The sequence below is a fragment of the Bacillus sp. FJAT-27251 genome, assembly GCF_001273925.1.
Lineage (GTDB): Bacteria > Bacillota > Bacilli > Bacillales > Cytobacillaceae > Mesobacillus_B.
Window position 1 is genome coordinate 4,916,885 of record NZ_LIGG01000001.1, and the last position, 19,044, is coordinate 4,935,928.

At 47.7% G+C, this 19,044-nt stretch carries 19 protein-coding genes and 2 other annotated features; of the genes, 1 reads left to right on the top strand and 18 read right to left on the bottom strand.

What is annotated here, in order from left to right:
- Positions 1–74 precede the first annotated feature (74 nt).
- Both ADU22_RS23280 and ADU22_RS23285 read right to left on the bottom strand, forming a co-directional pair.
- Positions 75–1,154: a M42 family metallopeptidase gene (locus ADU22_RS23280; protein ID WP_053364295.1), complete on the bottom strand. Its 1,080-nt coding sequence runs from the start codon at positions 1,152–1,154 to the stop codon at positions 75–77.
- A gap of 71 nt (positions 1,155–1,225) precedes the next feature.
- Positions 1,226–1,714, bottom strand: coding sequence for a dUTP diphosphatase (locus ADU22_RS23285; RefSeq protein ID WP_053364296.1), 489 nt, complete (start codon positions 1,712–1,714; stop codon positions 1,226–1,228).
- Positions 1,715–1,820: 106 nt separating this feature from the next.
- On the opposite strand from ADU22_RS23285, the gene ADU22_RS23290 reads away from it, so the two are divergent.
- Positions 1,821–2,213 carry a hypothetical protein gene (locus tag ADU22_RS23290; RefSeq protein WP_053364297.1) on the top strand — a complete coding sequence of 131 codons (393 nt, stop codon included), beginning with the start codon at positions 1,821–1,823 and terminating at the stop codon, positions 2,211–2,213.
- A gap of 210 nt (positions 2,214–2,423) precedes the next feature.
- Here the strand turns inward: ADU22_RS23290 and ADU22_RS23295 are convergent, their stop codons facing one another.
- The 16 genes from ADU22_RS23295 to ADU22_RS23370 form a co-directional block, all read right to left on the bottom strand.
- Positions 2,424–2,636 carry a hypothetical protein gene (locus ADU22_RS23295; protein WP_053364298.1) on the bottom strand — a complete coding sequence of 71 codons (213 nt, stop codon included), beginning with the start codon at positions 2,634–2,636 and terminating at the stop codon, positions 2,424–2,426.
- Complete coding sequence (locus ADU22_RS23300; RefSeq protein WP_053364299.1) at positions 2,618–2,875, bottom strand: DUF1294 domain-containing protein; 258 nt, start codon at positions 2,873–2,875, stop codon at positions 2,618–2,620. The genes ADU22_RS23295 and ADU22_RS23300 overlap by 19 nt, the downstream gene beginning before the upstream one ends.
- A gap of 59 nt (positions 2,876–2,934) precedes the next feature.
- On the bottom strand, positions 2,935–3,294 hold the full coding sequence (rplT, locus tag ADU22_RS23305; RefSeq protein WP_046523418.1) for a 50S ribosomal protein L20: 360 nt from the start codon (positions 3,292–3,294) through the stop codon (positions 2,935–2,937).
- 39 nt (positions 3,295–3,333) lie between these two features.
- Positions 3,334–3,534 carry a 50S ribosomal protein L35 gene (gene rpmI, locus ADU22_RS23310; RefSeq protein WP_046523419.1) on the bottom strand — a complete coding sequence of 67 codons (201 nt, stop codon included), beginning with the start codon at positions 3,532–3,534 and terminating at the stop codon, positions 3,334–3,336.
- Between the two features lie 17 nt (positions 3,535–3,551).
- Entirely contained in the window at positions 3,552–4,100 is a 549-nt protein-coding gene (gene infC / locus ADU22_RS23315) for a translation initiation factor IF-3 (RefSeq protein WP_082253044.1), read from the bottom strand.
- Positions 4,101–4,170: 70 nt separating this feature from the next.
- Positions 4,171–4,303: a sequence feature (ribosomal protein L20 leader region), on the bottom strand.
- A gap of 137 nt (positions 4,304–4,440) precedes the next feature.
- Positions 4,441–6,372 carry a threonine--tRNA ligase gene (thrS, locus tag ADU22_RS23320; RefSeq protein ID WP_053364301.1) on the bottom strand — a complete coding sequence of 644 codons (1,932 nt, stop codon included), beginning with the start codon at positions 6,370–6,372 and terminating at the stop codon, positions 4,441–4,443.
- A gap of 45 nt (positions 6,373–6,417) precedes the next feature.
- Positions 6,418–6,653, bottom strand: a binding site (T-box leader).
- A 56-nt stretch (positions 6,654–6,709) separates the two neighbouring features.
- A complete protein-coding gene (ytxC, locus tag ADU22_RS23325; RefSeq protein WP_053364302.1) occupies positions 6,710–7,558 on the bottom strand; it encodes a putative sporulation protein YtxC in 849 nt (282 codons plus the stop codon).
- Between the two features lie 542 nt (positions 7,559–8,100).
- Positions 8,101–9,036, bottom strand: coding sequence for a primosomal protein DnaI (dnaI, locus tag ADU22_RS23330; RefSeq protein ID WP_053364303.1), 936 nt, complete (start codon positions 9,034–9,036; stop codon positions 8,101–8,103).
- Positions 9,037–9,041: 5 nt separating this feature from the next.
- On the bottom strand, positions 9,042–10,451 hold the full coding sequence (locus tag ADU22_RS23335; RefSeq protein WP_053364304.1) for a replication initiation and membrane attachment family protein: 1,410 nt from the start codon (positions 10,449–10,451) through the stop codon (positions 9,042–9,044).
- 74 nt (positions 10,452–10,525) lie between these two features.
- The gene (nrdR, locus tag ADU22_RS23340) at positions 10,526–10,987 is read right to left on the bottom strand and encodes a transcriptional regulator NrdR (protein ID WP_053364305.1); all 462 of its coding nucleotides are present in this window, start codon (positions 10,985–10,987) and stop codon (positions 10,526–10,528) included.
- Between the two features lie 109 nt (positions 10,988–11,096).
- Positions 11,097–11,495, bottom strand: coding sequence for a hypothetical protein (locus ADU22_RS23345; RefSeq protein ID WP_053364306.1), 399 nt, complete (start codon positions 11,493–11,495; stop codon positions 11,097–11,099).
- Between the two features lie 82 nt (positions 11,496–11,577).
- Positions 11,578–11,952 (bottom strand): adenosylmethionine decarboxylase, encoded by a 375-nt coding sequence (gene speD, locus ADU22_RS23350; protein ID WP_046523427.1) that lies wholly within the window; start codon positions 11,950–11,952, stop codon positions 11,578–11,580.
- A 329-nt stretch (positions 11,953–12,281) separates the two neighbouring features.
- On the bottom strand, positions 12,282–13,313 hold the full coding sequence (locus ADU22_RS23355; RefSeq protein ID WP_053364307.1) for a glyceraldehyde-3-phosphate dehydrogenase: 1,032 nt from the start codon (positions 13,311–13,313) through the stop codon (positions 12,282–12,284).
- Positions 13,314–13,526: 213 nt separating this feature from the next.
- Positions 13,527–14,123, bottom strand: a complete 597-nt coding sequence (gene coaE, locus ADU22_RS23360) for a dephospho-CoA kinase (RefSeq protein ID WP_053364308.1) — start codon at positions 14,121–14,123, stop codon at positions 13,527–13,529.
- 19 nt (positions 14,124–14,142) lie between these two features.
- Positions 14,143–14,772, bottom strand: a complete 630-nt coding sequence (gene ytaF, locus ADU22_RS23365; RefSeq protein WP_231687988.1) for a sporulation membrane protein YtaF — start codon at positions 14,770–14,772, stop codon at positions 14,143–14,145.
- A gap of 167 nt (positions 14,773–14,939) precedes the next feature.
- The gene (locus ADU22_RS23370; protein ID WP_082253045.1) at positions 14,940–18,875 is read right to left on the bottom strand and encodes a 5'-nucleotidase C-terminal domain-containing protein; all 3,936 of its coding nucleotides are present in this window, start codon (positions 18,873–18,875) and stop codon (positions 14,940–14,942) included.
- Positions 18,876–19,044: the final 169 nt, after the last annotated feature.

Consider the following 19,044-nt stretch of genomic DNA (forward strand, 5'->3'; position numbering starts at 1 on the left):
CTCTCTAATTTTACGTCTACAGCCTTCTTAAACAAGGAAAAGGACCAAACCATAATAAGTTTGGTCCTTTGGATTTAGTCGAACGTAATTTTCTCAACCGTTTCCTGATCAAGACGCTTGATTACTTCGGCAATCAGCTTCACGGCATTTTCATAATCTTCGCGATGCAGCATGGCTGCATGGGAATGAATGTAGCGGGTAGCGATGGTAATAGACAGGGATGGAACGCCTCTGTGGGTCGTGTGAATCGCCCCGGAGTCGGTTCCCCCGCCAGGCAGTGCATCGAACTGGTAAGGGATGTTCAGCTCATCGGCTACATTCGTGACAAATTCACGGAGACCTTTATGGGAAACCATGCTGGCATCATACAGGATAATCTGCGGACCGGCTCCCATCTTGCTTGTCGATTCTTTCTCGGAAATCCCCGGTGTGTCCCCAGCAATGCCAACATCCACCCCAAAGGCGATATCCGGCTGGATGGCCTGGGCAGAGGTGCGGGCACCGCGAAGGCCCACTTCTTCCTGGATCGTCCCAACACCATACACAGTATTTGGATGGTCCTCTTCCTTCAGTTTCTTCAACACATCGATGGCGATGGCACAGCCAATCCGGTTATCCCATGCCTTGGCCAGAAGCATCTTTTCATTATTCATGACCGTGAACTCAAAATAAGGAACCACCATATCGCCTGGCTTTACTCCCCATTCTTCTGCTTCTTCACGGCTTGAAGCACCGATATCGATGAACATGTCTTTTATGTCTACCGGCTTTTTGCGGGCCTCCGGAGGGAGAATATGCGGCGGCTTGCTGCCAATCACGCCTGTCACATCTCCTTTGGCGGTAACAATCGTCACTCTTTGTGCGAGCATGACCTGGGACCACCAGCCTCCTACCGTCTGAAAGCGGAGAAAGCCTTTATCATCAATCCTTGTGACCATAAAGCCTACTTCATCAAGATGGCCTGCCACCATCACTTTTGGCCCACTGTTGCCCTTTTTGGCAATCAGGCTGCCCAATCCGTCGACTGACAGCTCATCGGCATATGGAGATATGTATTTGCTCATCACATCGCGCACTTCCCGCTCATTGCCGGGAATGCCCTTGGCGTCCGTCAAATCTTTCAGCATCTTCAACGTTTCATCCATCTTTGCCATTAATTCGACCCCCTCAATATGTAACTACGGATTTCATTATACAGAATCGCACTATCAAGTACAAAACCATACTAATAGCCGCTTCTCTGCCTTTCATAATTTACTTCATTTTTCTCAATATATGCTTTTACAACATCATCTCCCGTGAAGCCAAGCATTCGCGCGACAGCCATATATTCACGGAAAAGCCGGGAATACGCCTGCTGGTTCAGGTTTCTTCTAAATTCATCAATCGCACTGTAAACCACAAGGAACTGCTCTGAAAGCGTGCAGGAAGGCAGGGAAACATCTGCAAATTCACTCTCTCTGAACCCTGTTTCAATTCCCAGGGATAATATAAAATGAATGCCATCGACAAACTCTTCTAATATTACTTTATGTCCAGAAGCGGGCTTTAAGCTCCAAAACTTGAAACATCTCGTTTCGTTCGCCAGTTCCCCAAGCTCGACCAGCAAAGCGAGCACTTTGCGGTCTATCAGCTTCTCACTTTGCAGGCCATGCTGTTCTTCAATATGGCGGTCGAGAGCTTCCTGCATTTCATAGAGTTTTTCAATATTCATTGGCGACACCCTCTTTTTTCTAAAATTATAAAGGAATTTAATCAAAAGGTGAAACTATTCCAAATCCTAATCGTATGTAAGGAAAATGAGCAATGGAGGAACAGTTATGCTATGGATTCTGCGCCTGATTCTTTTAGCCTCAATTATATTCCTTATATATAAGTCGGTTAAATATGTGATCAGCCCTAAACGGAAGCTGGAGCTTGCCCATGAACAGAAACGGTTTTATTTTCATGATGATCCCGAAAATGTCAGGAAGAATTTCCTGCTTACCTATAAAGGAGTTCTGTTCGAAGGAGAAAAGTATTTGGGAACGACAGAGTACGCCTTCGAAGTCGTATCCATCTTTATTTGGCCCAAAAGCACCGCCGCGCTCAAAGGGCTTTCATATGAAGATTTCATCTATATCGAAGATCAAGTCCACGAAGCCTATCCTGGTGCCAGCATCAGCTGGAAAAGCCCGGTGAAGGAGTTTATGGATAAAAAGCCGGAAATTTAAACGCGCAAAGTGCTCCCAAAATTCCAAGGGGCACTTTTTTATATGGTGTCAATATAGCCCAGGGTCTTTCAGCTTTTTCATTGGTGACCACTGTTACCCCTTTTTCACTGCCTTCAAGCTCCAATCGCCTTCATTGGTGACCACCGGGACCTCTTTTTCACCAGCTTCGGGCTCCAACTGCCTTCATTGGCGACCACTGTTACCCCTTTTTCACCGGCTTCGGGCTCCAATCACCCCTTTGGTGACCACTGGAACCTCTTTCCACTGGCTTCGGGCTCCAATCGCCCCCTTTGGTGACCACTGGAACCTCTTTTTCACCAGCTTCGGACTCCAATCGCCTCCTTTGGTGACCACTGGAACCTCTTTCCACTGCCTTCGGGCTCCAATTGCCCTCTTTTTGGCTCCTACAACAAGGCCAGCCATGCGGCCACATGAATCACTGCCAGCGCAGGCAGCCCCCATTTAAACTGGGCATGCTTTGTTTTATGACGGAACATCTGCATTCCGGCTGTCATCCCGGCTGCTCCTCCCAGTAAGGCAACCGTCCAAAGCTGGCGCTCGCTAATCCGGTATTTCCCTTTCCTTGCCCGCTGCTTGTCAGAGGCCATCATCAGTAAACCGGCAAGATTCATGCCCAAATAAAGCAGAATCAAAATATCCATTCCTAAGCCCCCTTATTGAAAAAAGCCATTCCGCTAGAGAATGACTTTTGGTAAATTGCTTATTTATTGAATTGTGCTTTTGCAGCGTTTGCCAATTCAGTGAATGCTTTTTCGTCTTGAATCGCAAGCTCAGCAAGCATTTTGCGGTTCACTTCGATGCCAGCAAGCTTCAAGCCGTGCATCAAACGGCTGTAAGAAAGACCGTTCATGCGTGCTGCTGCGTTGATACGAGTGATCCAAAGCTTGCGGAAGTCACGCTTCTTCTGGCGACGGTCACGGAATGCATATTGCAAGGATTTCATGACCTGCTGGTTAGCTACTTTATATAAAGTGTGTTTTGAACCGAAATAACCTTTTGCTAATTTAATTACCTTTTTACGACGCTGACGCGTAACTGTACCGCCTTTAACACGTGGCATGTAATTTCCCTCCTATATGTGAATCGAGATTCCTCGAGATTACTTAATGTTGTCTAACAGGTGACGGATACGCTTGAAATCACCTTTGGATACAAGAGTTCCCTTGCGAAGCTTACGCTTTGCTTTTGTAGACTTGTTTGCGAATAAGTGGCTAGTGTAAGCGCGAGCACGCTTAAGCTTGCCTGATCCAGTTTTCTTGAAACGCTTTGCAGCGCCACGGTGAGTTTTCATTTTTGGCATTAGGGACTTCCTCCTCGTTACTTTTCGATTTTAGGGGCTAAAACCAGGAACATGCTGCGTCCATCCATTTTCGGGTGGGACTCGACTGTAGCAACATCCTTGCATGCTGCAGAGAAACGGTCCAACACACGTTGGCCAATTTCCTTATGTGTAATTGCACGGCCCTTGAAGCGGATCGATGCTTTTACTTTGTCGCCTTTTTCAAGGAATTTGATGGCATTGCGCAGCTTTGTATTAAAGTCATGCTCATCAATCGTTGGGCTAAGGCGTACTTCTTTAGTCGTGATGATCTTTTGATTTTTACGTGCTTCTTTCTCTTTCTTTTGCTGCTCGAATTTAAATTTACCGTAGTCCATGATCCGGGCTACAGGTGGTTTCGCATTCGGTGCCACAAGGACAACATCGAGATTTACACGAGAAGCGATTTCCAGCGCTTCATTTTTTGTTTTGATTCCCAGCTGATCGCCATTTTGGTCAATGAGACGAACTTCACGGGCACGGATGCCCTCGTTCAACAGCATATCTTTGCTAATAGTTAGCCACCTCCAGGTTTTATACGAATACATTGTTTGGGTCAGAATATCGCCTTCGCATAGTCCGGTTCCCACCGCTTACGACTGCAGCTGGACCATGTATGCAAACAAAAAAGTGCGGGCGAAAACACCCACACTTTACGAAACCATACATAATAAAACAGTCGTTTACGTAAAACCTGCCAACTGCCACTCTGCGTCAGCCAGGTGAGAAGCGGGTGCTTCTTCTTTCCTCAAACTGTATTCAATTTTACCTTTGTAACTATACCACAGTCTTGGCTAATGTGTCAAACGAACGAACTGCTGGTTGTTACTGCAACGATTTGTATTGTAGCAAAGTCTCAACAATGACGCAATACTTTTTTTGAACTTATTATTTTTTTGCTTCTTTGCGGAAGGCATCAAGGAACGATTCAAAAGAGATTGTTTCCGACTTCTGCTCACCGTATTTACGGACATTGACGGCATTTTCCTCAACTTCCTTATCGCCGACCACAAGCATGTACGGAATTTTCTGCATTTGCGCTTCCCTGATTTTATAGCCGATTTTTTCGTTGCGGCTGTCGATTTCGACACGGAATCCGGCTGCTTTCAGCTTGTCCTGCACTTCCTTCGCATAATCGAAGTGGACATCCGGGGAGACCGGGATCACCTGCGCCTGGACAGGAGCCAGCCATGTCGGGAACGCACCCTTGTATTCTTCAATCAGGAAGGCCACAAAACGCTCCATTGTGGATACAACGCCGCGGTGGATGACAACCGGGCGATGCTGTTTGCCGTCTTCCCCGACATAAGTTAAATCAAAACGCTCCGGAAGAAGGAAATCCAGCTGGACAGTAGACAGGGTTTCGTCTTTTCCAAGCGCAGTCTTAACCTGGACATCCAGCTTCGGACCGTAAAACGCCGCTTCGCCTTCCGCCTCATAGTAATCAAGTCCAAGCTCGTCCATCGCTTCCTTCAGCATGCCTTGTGCCTTGTCCCACATCTGGTCGTCATCATAATACTTTTCGGTATCCTGAGGATCCCGGTAGGACAAGCGGAAGGAGTAATCATTGAAATTGAAGTCCTTGTACACTTCCAGAACCAATTCAACAACTCGTTTGAACTCTTCCTTGATCTGGTCAGGACGGACAAAAATATGGGCATCATTCAGAGTCATCCCGCGGACACGCTGCAGGCCTGAAAGTGCGCCTGACATTTCGTAGCGATGCTGTGTTCCGAGTTCAGCGATCCTGATTGGCAGTTCCCTGTAGCTGTGAATGCTGTTTTTATAAACCATCATATGGTGCGGGCAATTCATTGGACGGAGGACCAGCTGTTCGTTATCCATGTCCATGACCGGGAACATATCTTCCTGATAGTGGTCCCAGTGTCCCGAAGTTTTATAAAGATCCACACTTCCCATGACAGGAGTGTAGACATGGTCATACCCGAGGCTTACTTCCTTATCAACGATATAGCGCTCGATAATGCGGCGGATGGTTGCGCCTTTTGGAAGCCAGAGCGGCAAGCCCTGCCCTACTAGCTGGTTATTGGTAAACAGCTTCAATTCTTTGCCAAGCTTGCGGTGGTCCCGCTCTTTTGCTTCTTCAAGAAGGCGCAAGTGCTCTGCAAGGTCCTCTTTTTTGAAGAATGCGGTACCGTAAATCCGCTGAAGCATTTTATTGTCGCTGTTGCCGCGCCAGTAGGCCCCGGCTATGCTCAACAGCTTGAATTCCTTGATTTTGCCTGTGGACGGGACGTGAACCCCGCGGCAAAGGTCGAAAAATTCGCCTTGTTCATAGATGGTGACATCCTCTTCAGCAGGAATGGCTTCGATCAATTCAAGCTTGTACTCATCGCCAATTTCCTTATAAAGCTGGACAGCCTCATCGCGGCTTACTTCCTTGCGGACAATTTCAAGGTTTTCATTGACGATTTTCGCCATTTCCTTCTCGATGGCCGGAAGATCTTCTGGAGACAGGGAATGCTCCATATCAATATCATAATAAAAACCGCCTTCGATTACCGGTCCGACACCAAGTTTCACATCTTTGTACAGGCGCTTGATTGCCTGTGCCATCAGGTGGGCGGTGCTGTGGCGGAGCACCTCAAGTGCTTCTTCACTGCCTTGGGTCACGATTTCGATAGCGGCATCTCCCTCAATCGGACGGCGGAGGTCATACATCTCGCCGTTAACCTTGCCGGCAATGGCTTTCTTTTTCAGCCCGGGGCTGATGGATGCAGCGATATCTTCAATTGTCGTGCCAGCCGGAAACTCCTTTACTGCTCCGTCTGGAAACGTAATTTTAATTGCGTCTGCCATTGACTGTTCCTCCTTAAAATAAAATAAAAAAACCCATCCCTAAAAAAAAGGGACGAGTTTGATTCACGCGGTTCCACCCAATTTCCCGTTCCAGGGATCTCCCCGAAAACGGCTCTGGTTGCGATAACGGCTTTGCTGCCGTCAGCTGCTACTGGCACTTATGCGTTCGCATCTGAAGTTCGGAGGCGGTAAGCTTTTCTCTAGTGTTAGGAAGGTTCCAGCCTTGCCTTCCCTCTCTGCAAACCATTCAAGAATGCCCATGTCCTCGTCATTACTTTTTCTGAATTCACTTAGTATGTAGGTTATTATAGTTTGTAATGTTTTGAAAATCAAGGGACTACTGGGCATTTTTTTGATTAAAAGAATGCAGCGGGCTGATTTTTACACGCTCTTCAAAAATATTGCATATGGTGCGGACGAGTGGCTGTTCCGGCTGATCTGTATAAAGGCGGATGACGGATGGTGCAAGGGACAGCAAGGGAGCGATGGTCACCGAGTCCACGTAAACCGGGTGGTTCCCCAAAAGCTTGCGGTCAATCGTACGGACCAGTTCGCTTCTTGTGATCAGGCAGACATGCTCATCATAAAAATATGTTCCTTCGCCAACAATCAGGTGGATTAACGGCTTCTGCGCCGGCCTTCCAGCAAGGAAATCGCGCAGCGTCTGGACGAACATCTGGTACTCCTGCTCAAGCTTGTACTCATCGATAGCCACTTCTACATAGCTGTGAAGTTTATCTAAAAAAGGCTTTAAACGAAACGTCACGAAGGAGTCAAACGAGAATGAGATGCTGTCGGTTAAGATTTCGGAGATAGCCTCTTGGACAATCTTCTTCTCGTCCGGACCGTTCAGGAATGCCTCCAAATCCTCCCTGTTTCCATCTATCACCGAATAAATAACCTCGAGAATCTGCTCCTGCTCATGGCTGTCTTCGTAAAAAAAACGTTCCTCCAGAATCTCCCTGAACCAGTCGTCCCGCTTCTTGAGCGCAATGAATTCATATACACCTTCCCTGACTGTATGAAAAGCCTCATCAGGCATCGCATTGCTATCTATTTTAATCCTGCGTCTGTCCGCATCCAGCTGGACCAGGCCGCTCCCAGGCTGGCCCGCACACAGGCAATCAACAATGTGCCCATACATCCGGCGGGCATCACGGTCTTTTTGGAAGATGATTTCAATCAACCATATCCCCCCTTTGTTAAAATCTCCTGATTTAATATATGGGGGACTTGGCCGATTTAGAAGCATCAGCATGCTGTTCAAATTGTTTTATTCAATAAAGGGGTTTAGCAGCCATGCGACAATCCGAGCCTATGTGTATTGGCGACCGGCGAACAAGTTTTTTTATCGTTGCGGGCTCCTAGTGCCTCTATTGGTGACCGGCGAACCCGCTTTTCAATCGGCACGGACGCCAAACACCCCTATTGGCGACCGGCGATCCCGCTTTTCTACCGGCACGGGCGTCAACCACCTCTATTGGTGACCGGCCAACCCTTTTTTCAACCGGAACAGGCGCCAAACACCCCTATTGGTGACCGACGATCCCTTTTTCGACCGGCACGGGCGCCAAACACCCCTATTGATGACCGACGATCCCGCTTTTCTACCGGCACGGGCGACAAGCCTGCCTATTTTTCCTCCTCCCCCATCCGAATCCCCCGCAAATAAAAAACGACTCAAACAGCATAGCTCTTTGAGTCGTTCCAGTTATCCCGTCCAGCCTGTCAGTAGGCCCTTCTGTTCTTGCCTTCCACTTTTACCGGTGTGGCGAGATATTTGATGCGCTCGAGGATCCTTGCTGCCTTGAGCTGCTCTTCTTCTCCCCGCTGGCTGTGGGTGAGGTGGTGTTCGAGTCCGCCAAGGTCAAAGTTCGAAGTGAAGAAAGTTGGCAGATTTTCAGCCATTCTAAATTGCAGGATGGGGCCGAGGATTTCGTCCCGCGCCCAGCTGCTCATGGTCTCCGCTCCCATATCATCAAGCATCAGCACAGGCGTTTTCTTGATCGCATCGAGCTTTTCATTGACCGTATTGTTTCCGATGGAATTCTTCATCTCGCGGAACAGCTCGGGAACATAGACAATCATCGAACTGACCTGCTTTTTGGCCAGCTCATTGGCAATCGCCCCTAGCAGGTAGGATTTCCCGGTACCAAACGGGCCGTGAAGGTAAAGCCCTTTCTGCCTTTCGTCCGGAGAATAATTTTGGACAAATTCCTTCGCCATTTTAATCGCCAGGAACCGTCCCTTGTCATCAAGGTCCACATCTCCTAGCGATGCCCTGAGGATTTCCTTCGGGACAAACAGGCTGCCAATCAGCTTTTCGTTCTTCAGCTTTTCATCATGCATGATCTTCCGGGGGCAGCGGTCGTATTTCACATCGATATATTTTCCGTTGAACACAAGCTCCGGTTCATAGCCCTGAAGCATATTGCGGCAGGACGACAAGCTGCTGCACTTGTCGCAGCCTTTACTCTGGTTAATGAACTCATGCAGCTTCATCAGGCTTTTATCTACAATCTCCCTGTTGATTTCCCCCTGGTGCCTCCGCAGGAAATCCTGGACCGAAGGGTCACTTAGCACCTCATTTCTCAGGTTTTCGTACCGCTTCTGGAAATTTTGGTTGTTGGCCAGCTTCTTCAATGTATCATTTATATTTTGCACGGCACTCACCTCCCATCCTTAAATTGTTTCAGTTCTTCTTCAAGAAGCCTTTTTTCTTTTTCAAAATCAAAATCCTCTTCTCCAGACTGCGAATCGGCTGCCCGGCTGCTGTCTTTATTCTCAAACCAGTCAGGAAGCATTTCCTTCCGCACCTGCTTTTTTCCCTGGGCTGGGCGTGATTTCTTTTCTTCTGCCCAGTCGAGATACTGTCTGTGTTCCTTCTTGGCCAGCTCCATCGCCTCTTTGACGGTCTGGATTTTCTTCCGGGACCAGTGGCTGGCAATTTTTTCGATGAATGCTTTCGTAAGCTTCATATCAGTCCTGAGCATCACATAATGGACCAGTACATTGCAAACTCCCGGGAGCAGCTTTTGCTTGAACATGATGTCCTCAATCATCTGCATTTCCGATTTGGAAGGGACGGCTCCGCCCGAAATGTCAATAAGCAGCTGCCTGGGCGAAGCTGTTTCAAAGTAATGGACCAGCTTGTCTTCCTCCGTTTTCGGAACACTGGATACAGTCTTGAACTGCGCCGGCTGGACCCGGTCCATAAGCTGGGGAAGCTGGTCCTGATTTTCAAACTGGTACCAGTCCCTGGCCGCTTTCCTGAGCTCTTCTATATCAATCTCACTGTCCGGCGTCAAAGCGCTGAGGACAATGTTTTTCATCTGGATGGCATCGATGCTGTACAAAAAGGCCAGGTTGCTGATGGCCTCTTTCACTCTGGAATTAAGCGCATTTTTCGAGACAAGCGATTCATTCAGACCGCCCATCAAAAGGTCAAAATTGAATTCGTCCGCAGGGATTTGGATGGCTTCAGGCTCCTGTCTCCCCATGAACTGCTGCCCTTCTTCGGGACCAAATTCTTCTTCCGAATCCTGATGAATCTGGAGCGTGCCGGGCGTAGCGGACACAAACACCTCCTGAAACGCTTTGGTGACTTCCGAATAGCCTTCCGCGCTATCCAGCGACTTATCGGCAAAAAACCGCTTTAGCCTGCCGAACTGGTTCTTGCCTACTTTCCTGTACAGGTAGATATTCAGGAGCCCATCCAGGAAAAATTGTTCCGGTGTCAGCGGGGCCTGCAGCTCATAAATAAAAGAGCGGACATCTTCCTCATCATCCTTGACAAATGTCTTAAGAAGCCCCATTGCCTCAAGCTTGAGCCTCGCTTGATAAATATCCTTCAGGTTCATATCCAGGAGGGTCATAAGGCTGTGGTGGGATGTGGATGCCGACCAAAGGCGGTTCTCCTCCAGCTCCGCCCAAAGGGTCATGTACAGGCTCAGGCAGACTGGGCCCACAAGCGGCTGATACAAGAAAGTCAGCACCTTCCTGTCATATTCATGCAGCAATCCGTTCGAAGCGACAGAATAATGGTCTACAGGCAGTATTTCCTGCCAATGCTGAACCATAGGGGGGTCCCTCCTTTCTCAATCAGTCTTGAATCATTTAAAAAAAGAGCCAAGGGTTTCCCTTCAGCTCTATCCTAAGACTGTTCCTTCTTGATCAGGTCTTTCAATTCATCAATGAACACATTTATATCTTTAAACTGGCGATAGACGGAAGCAAAGCGGACATAGGCCACTTCATCGACTTTGGCAAGCCTGTCCATGACCATTTCACCGATGTTTTCACTTTTCACTTCGGCAACTCCCTGGCTGCGCAGCTCCTTTTCAACCTCTGAAACAATATCCTCAAGCTGCTGCAAGGCGACGGGCCTTTTCTCGCAGGCTTTAATAAGCCCTCTTAAAAGCTTTTCGCGATTGAATTCCTCCCTGGTGCCCTCCTTTTTGACAACAATGAGCGGAATTTCCTCCACTTTCTCAAATGTGGTAAACCGATAGGAACATGCTTCGCATTCCCTGCGGCGGCGAATCGATCTGCCTTCATCCACAGGGCGGGAATCGAGGACCCTGGTCGAGTTATTATGGCAAGTTGGACACTTCATGTATGCTCAGCTCCGAAATTTTCAAATATAATATCACCTGTCCGGCATAATGCCGTTTCGATATCTTCTTCTCTATATTATTAAAATTGGCTGGTCTGTACAAGTACGACTATTCAGCGTTTTTGCCTGTGCCTATGAAAGTATGCGCCTTATCCAACTTGTTGTACAGGCGCAAAATCTCCTTTTTGAGGGCAGGGTTCGCACCCGTGACCGAAAAGCGCTCTGTGGACAGATAGAAGTCGACGGCGGTTTGATATGGTTTGACGGTTATGACGGTCATGATGAGGAACGCCGGAAAACCCGCATTCACCTCTGCAGCAATTTCACCATGATCTTTCGAGACGGAGGTCACCTTCACCTTGGTATCATTCCGAAGTAGGTCCTCGGCTGATTCGAAGAGCTGATTGAAGCTCGCTTTGTAATATCTTGTCCTAAGCTCATTATCATAATGATCGTCCCTTGTTTCTGCATGCTTCTGGTAGCGTGAAAAGAAAGGTTTTTTTAACATAATCTGCTCCTAAGTAAGTGGTTACTTATTATTGTAAATAAAAAAGAGGTGTATTTCTACACCTCCGGTTAATTTTCAATTATTAAAGTGCTTTTGCCTGCTTGACTTGAACGGGCCCCATGCCGCGCGGAAGTTCAATATTCTCGCGAGTCTGGGCACCAAGTGCCTCGGCAATATAATCAGCTGCAACATTTGGATTCAGGTCGCCGCATGTATAGACATCTATGCTTGCGTACCCATGTTCCGGAAAGCTGTGAATGGTCAAATGGGATTCAGAGATAATAACCACTCCGCTTACTCCCTGTGGAGCAAACTTGTGGAATGCCACCTCGCGGATTTCAGCACCTGATTTCAATGCAGCACCAACGAATGTTTTCTCGATAAAATCCATATCATTCAACTTGTCAAAATCGCAGCCCCATAGTTCAGAAATAACGTGACGTCCCATAGTTTCCATAATTCAATTTCCCCCTCTTACTTTTTTAGCTACAAAAAATGAAGTCCTTTGTTTAATGGTATTTAACTACCACGGGGGAAAGTTAGTCCAGAGAGGTCCTAACCCTTTAAGTAGCTAATTTTTACCGTCATAAGAAGTTCACGATGACTAGTATACTTTGTTTATATTTATTTTGCAACCTATGAATTGAAAATTTTACGCCTATATTTTCCCTGGGAAAAGCACCAGCACATCACACCTCTGTAAGGGTCAAAATCCCCCGAAAACACAAGAAAGCCTGCCTTGAATAGGCAGGCCGATCACAACCGGGTTGTTTGTCTGATATAAGGTCAGCTTACTTTGACTTTTGCAGATTGAAACAGCTCCTGGGCAACATGTTTGGCCAGGTCGACGACACGGCAGGAGTAGCCCCACTCATTGTCGTACCAGGCAAGGACCTTGACTTTATTGGCGCCCATCACCATTGTGGACAATCCATCAATGATGGCGGAATGCGGATTGGTATTGAAATCCACCGAAACAAGCGGCTCTTCGGTAATGTCAAGGATGCCTCTCAGAGGGCCGCGGGAAGCAGCGAGAAAGGCTTCATTGATTTCGTCTACCGTCACTTCCCGCTTCAAGTCGACAACAAGGTCAACAAGCGATACATTGGGAGTTGGCACCCTAAGGGCCATTCCATGAAGCTTGCCTTTCAGCTGGGGCAGGACAAGTGACAGCGCTTTCGCCGCACCCGTGGAAGTCGGAATGATGGATTGGCCGCATGAACGCGCCCTTCTCAGATCTTTATGCGGGTTATCAATATTCTTCTGGTCATTTGTGTAGGAATGGATGGTCGTCATCAGACCATTTTCAATCCCAAAGCATTCATCAAGCACTTTTGCAACAGGGGCCAGGCAGTTTGTTGTACAGGAAGCATTGGAAATGACATCATGCTGCTCAAGGTCCAACTTGTCTTCATTCACGCCCATGACGATTGTTACATCTTCATTTTTTCCGGGAGCCGTCAGGATTACCTTTTTAGCGCCGGCATTCAGATGCAGGCTTGCTTTATCGCGGGAGTTGAATTTTCCGGTTGCTTCTATGACTATATCAATCTTCATTTCCTTCCATGGCAATTCTTCGGGATTACGGCTGCTTAACAGCTGGATGGTCTTCCCATTCACAATTAGTGCATCTCCCGCCGTCTCTACATTTGCCTGAAAAATGCCGTGGTTGGAATCATATTTTATTAAATGTGCCAATGTTTCAGCCGGGTAGCTGGCATTGACCGCCACTATTTCAAGATTGTCTTCAAGAATGGCCTTGCGGAATACCATTCTTCCAATTCGTCCAAATCCATTGATCGCAACTCTAGCCTTCATTTTACGGCCCCTTCCATATTAGTGTTATACTTTTAATGCCTTGTATTTGCTATTAGTATAACATATTAAACCACATTTGTGCCAAATAAATGTGCACATTTTAAAATATAGGGTATTTTTGAAAATATACCTTAAAAATGCTTCTAAGGTATCGCCACCTGGCATTCCCTTTTGTAAAAAGGCATAAAAAAAAGAGAACCAGCTGCGGTTCTCCTAGATGCCCCACCGGGCCAATATTTCTTCCAGCTGCTGCTCTGTTTCTGCAATCGAGCCGTTGTTATCGATCACTTCATGTGCCATCCCCACCTTTTCCCTGAGGGGCATTTGTGATTGTATTCTGGCCAGTGCTTCATCGCGGCTGTAGTGATTACGTTCCATCAGCCGCCGCAGCTGGGTGTCTTCGTCAACATACGCCAGGAGGATTTTATCGGCCATGAACTCGAGCCTGCTTTCAAACAGCAGGGGAATGTCGAGCACCACCGCTTTTGCCCCTTCCTGTTCTGCATATGCTTTCTTGGCCAGCATCCGTTCCCTGACGGCCGGATGGACGATGGAGTTCAGGACTTTCCTTTTTTCCTCATCATTAAAGATGATTCCTCCAAGCTTAGCCCTGTCAATTTCCCCATCTTCCTGAAGAATGTCTTTTCCGAAGAAACGTATGATGTCATTGTATGCTTTTTCTCCTTTTTGAACTGCAAGCCGCGCTTCGATATCGGCATCCACAATGGGGATGCCCTTACCTGCAAGCATCTTTGACACCGTGCTCTTGCCGCTTGCAATGCCTCCGGTCAATCCTATGGTTAATGACATATCCTAATCCTTTCCATTCCTAAAGTTTAAAAATCCCAACAAGGATCAGCAGCAGGCCAGGTATGAAGCTGAGCTTTTGGACCCAACTGTAGCCCGAGAGGAAAATTCCTGCTTTCATCCCGCTGAATACGAAAACCGAACTCATCACCGCCGCCGCAAAAGCTAGGGCAAGCGGAGAGAATCCCAGCATGGCCGCTCCAATCCCCGCTCCAAACGCATCAAGGGAAAGGGCGAGGCCAAGCATAAGTGCTTCAATGCCCGTTATCGTGCCCGAACGGTCGAAATCAGCGGACATCGGCTTCTTTAGAATCTGAATGACGATCCCAAGTGACTGGATTTCAAAGTTGACCAGCGTCTTTTCATCCTCACGCTCAGCTGCTTTTTCCGGGCGGAAAAATTGGTACAAAATCCAGGCTCCCAAAAGAATCAAAATGAGCCCTCCGATATGCCCCGCCCAATCCCCCGGCAGGGTTGCCTCGAGGAATTCCCCAATGGTCATCGCAACCATGAGAACGGCCGCTGAACAGACAGCGATTGTAACAATTGATTTAAAAGGGATCTTCACATTTCTCAACCCATACGTAAATCCAACACTGAAACTGTCAAGGCTGACAGCGAATGCAAGTAAAAGCAATGAGACAACCTGAATCATGGAAAAGCTCCTTCCTGTCAATCGCTACGATAGTATATGGAAGAAGCCTATCCAACGTTATGCGGGATCGAGAAATGGCTCCAGAAATCCAAAGCCACCCAACCCTTATTTTACCATCAAAAGTAGAAAAAAGCCGCCTCATAGGAGAAAGGCGGCTTTTGTGCTTAATTTCCGGATTGAAGCAGCTCACTTAAAGATTGAGCCGTTTTTTCAAGGCTGTTCTTTGCTTCATCCGTAATGAAGTTCTGCTTGTTTTTCTGGTCAAGCTGCGCTGTAAATTTGTCCAGGAACTTTAAGGCATTTTTCACTGAACTTTTGCTGTAATGGTGCTGAACCTGTTTATAGCTGTTTTGCAGCTGGGACTTCAGCGGCCCTGACAGCTCGCCATCAGCTGCATATCCTGCCAGGTCGCTTTCAAGGTCGCCCATAAGATCATCGATTGATTTTGGAGGTTCAGGCTGCTGCTCATCCGCAGCGACAATTCGTCCTTCCACTGCTGGCGATACTGGACTGTGATTTTCCAGGTATTCTACCAGAATCTCATAATCGACAATCAGCAGTTCGTTGATTCGGCCTTGATTCTTTGCTTCCTTAAACATGTTATAGCCGTCTCCGCCATCAGCCGTGAAGGCATTGGTAGCGACAGTGTATGTTTTTTCCGGGTCAAGAGCTTCAAAGCCGTTTCCAGTTTGAACTTCGACAGACCATACTCGGTCATAGGCAGGCTTGGAAGGATCATACTGGAACTTCAGGCCTGATACTTGCAGGAAGGCACCTGCAGCATTTTCAACATTGCTGACGCTGTGCTCAAGGGCAGCAAGGATTTCAGCTCCAGTCAGATCAAGCGTAACGAGCAGGTTGGCAAATGGCTGTACCGTCAGGACTTCACCAAGAGTAATTTCCCCCTGGTCGATGGAAGCGCGGATTCCGCCGCCATTTTGCAGGGCAATGGAAGTCTCCGGCACCATCGATTTTGCCTTTTCAAGCATGGCATCTGTAATCAGGTTGCCGAGGTTGGTCTCTTTTGTCCTGACATTGTTCCGCTCGCCGTCAAGCGCAACATCCGAGTATCCAACCACGGTTTTCCTTAGTTCGTCCAGAGGCGCTTTGAATTCCTCGACTTTGGCTTTGGCAGCTGGATCTTCAGCGAACTTGGAAGTCTCAAGCAGCTGGCCATTGTATGCTGTGACAACGCCGCTGTCATCGAAAGTAACATTCACCAGTCCCAGGTAATTCAGATACTCGTTGGCCTGGACAATGACTGTCGGCTCTTCCTTGTCTACCAGTACAGGTTCTGTAAGAGTCGTATGTGAATGGCCTCCGACAATCAGGTCAACGCCATCCACTTCAGCGGCAAGCTGCTGGTCGGGAGCATAGCCGAGATGGGAAAGGGCAACGATTTTATTAATCCCCTGCTCTTCAAGGGCTGCAACTGTCTCTTTTGCTTTTTGGACCGCATTTCCAAACAGGATTTCATCGGAAGGGTTGGCCAGGATCGTTGTATCCGGTGTAGTTAGGCCAAAAATACCGACCTTTTCACCTTCCACTTCTTTGATGATGGCAGGGTAGATATGGCCTCCATCCGCATTTTCAGCCAATTCATTCACGAACAGCGGCCCAAGGTCAGGGTCATTGCTGACATCGACATTGGCACTGACCATCGGGAATCGCATCTCTTTGATAAAGTCGGCCAATACGGCAGAGTCTTTGTCGAACTCATGGTTTCCGAAGGTCATCGCATCATAGCCAAGCTCATTCATGAACCAAAGGTCCGCCTTGCCAAGATACTCGTTAAAATAAAGCGTACCTGAGAAAACATCTCCTGCATCAACAAGCAGGGCGTCCGGATTTCCGGCACGTACTTCGTTTACGGCTGTGAATAACCGCGGATATTTTTCTACATTCGCATGAGTGTCATTCACATGCATCACAGACAGGGTGAATGGCTCGTCCTCGAATGAAAGCTGCGCGAGGACAGGATCATGGTCACTGGCACGGCCGTGGGCTTCCATAAAAGGAGAGTTGATGTGGACGATATCAACCTCCGCACCTGCTGCCAGATTGTTGGTTACTAGGATATGGTCAAGCACTTGCGAATTCCCTTGATAGTTATACGTGAATCTTTCCTCGGCAGGAACCATTTCAATCAAATTGGTCAGTTCACTGCCCTTTAGTGTCTGGAGCGGAGCGGAAAACTCAAAATCATTCAGGTCTCCCATCACGACAATGTTCGCATCTTCATTTTCATTCTTGATTTCCTGTACGAAGTTGTTAACGATGCCTGCAATTTGCAGGCGCTGTGCTTCACTTCCAAGAACCGGAGGCTGGTTTTTCCCGAAGATTGGCTGGTCCCCGCCTTTGGAATTAAAGTGGTTGTTAATGACAATCACATCTTCGCCGTTAAATTCAAACTGTGCGGCGAGCGGTTTGCGGCTTGAGTTGAAAGCGGCATTCGCCGGGTCGATCCGACCCGGATTGAGAGTCAAGGCACCATCTTCATAGCCTACAGCTTCCGTTGCCCCGCCTTTCACACCTTCAGCAAGAGAGACACGTTCAGGATTGTAGAGGAAGCCTACGCGGATATTGCCGTTTGGCGCTCCGCCATCTTGATTGTTCTCGGGAGCAATATCGGTCCACTCATAGGTTGGGCCGCCATGCGCCGCAATCGCAGCAATCAGTGCTTCATAATTTTGCGAGGCATCCGTTGTGCCAGTGCCAGTTCCATTATTGTCCTGAACCTCAACCAGACCGATGATGTCAGGCGAGTCAAGGTTTTCGACCATTGATTTGGCAATTCTATTTTTCTTTTCCGTCTCTGTTCCAACAAAGTTCTCCATATTATAGTTGGCAACCGTCAGCTTGTCTTCATCCTTTTCAATTTCCGTGACAGCTGGCTGGTAGTCGCTCTCAATCAATTCCGGAAGTTCGTTTGTCAGGATCTTAAAGTTTTGGAAGGTGTATCCTACGACACCTGTAACGGTTCCATTAAACTGGTCGCCTGTCTTGGCAACAAAGTCCCTGTCGTCAAACAATAGATGCAATCTTTCAGGGTTTGCGTTATCCGGCTGAAGCGGCAGTCCGCCTGGAACGGTATATGTCTTGCCTTCAACTTTTTCAGCGATAACAGGAATTTCCCCATATTTTTGCGGGCCGACCGCAATGGGATTCTCGATCGCAACAAGCATCCCCTCAATGCTTTCGTAAAAATCGATTGCATCCTGTTCCGGATCGAATTCGGTGAACTGGTCATTGTCCACAACCTGGGTTGGAGGATGAATATCCTTGCCAATGACAAGCGGTTCAGGCAGTTCCTGATTGCTTGCCTTGACGGTAACAAATCCATTGTTGGCATMGATTTCGGTAGTCGCGAGGTCCGTCTGGAGCATATCGCTGTACCCGGCGATGACCCATTCTTTGACAAGGCCGTCGACGGTCACAAGGTCTCCGGCTTTTGTGCCATGGTTTCTTTTATAAACGAGAATTCCTTCAGATGTATTTTGGTTATCATCCGGTGTAGGGTCCTGGATATAAAAATTATTGGCATCATCGACATAGGTTACAATGCCTTCCACGCCTACAACATTTTTCCCTTTATACGGAGATTCGTGGCTCTCCCCCTGGATATCGCTGATTTCAAGGCCTGCAATACCCTCTACCGGCGGCTTTTCCGGTGCACTGCCGTCAAAGCTGTATTCAGAAACATTCTTTAAGCCCGGAACAGTGAAATAGGCCTCAAGCGTGCCTTTCAGGTAAACTTCCTTTCCAAGGTTCCCTGGATTGTCAACTAGGTTCAAAGCATTCCGGACGGCTCCCGAAGGCAGCTGGACCGGAAGGATTTTAGCGGGGTCCCTTTCATTTGGCTGGTMTGCAATCGCAATATTCGTGTTTGGCGAGAAGGTGCCCTCAAACTGATAATTATTGGTTCCCTTCGTCGTGCCTACTATATAGCCTTTTACAGTCGCAACACCACTATTATTTTCAATGGCCTGCTCTACTGTAATGTAATCTTCTGCAGCGCTTACGGTCTGCGCTGCAGGAACAGCATATCCCACAAGCAAGGTAAAAATGGCCGTCAGGATGAACCATTGCTTCCTAAACATTTTCAAAGCATTTTCCCCCTATTAATAGATTAGAATGACCAATTGCCTAGAAACTTAGCAACTTGCAACCCCATTTTAGGATAAAAAATGCCTTACATCTATCAAAAATCTATAAATTTACACTAGTTTTACAATTTTAAACAAATAGTCCTACTCCATATTTTATAAT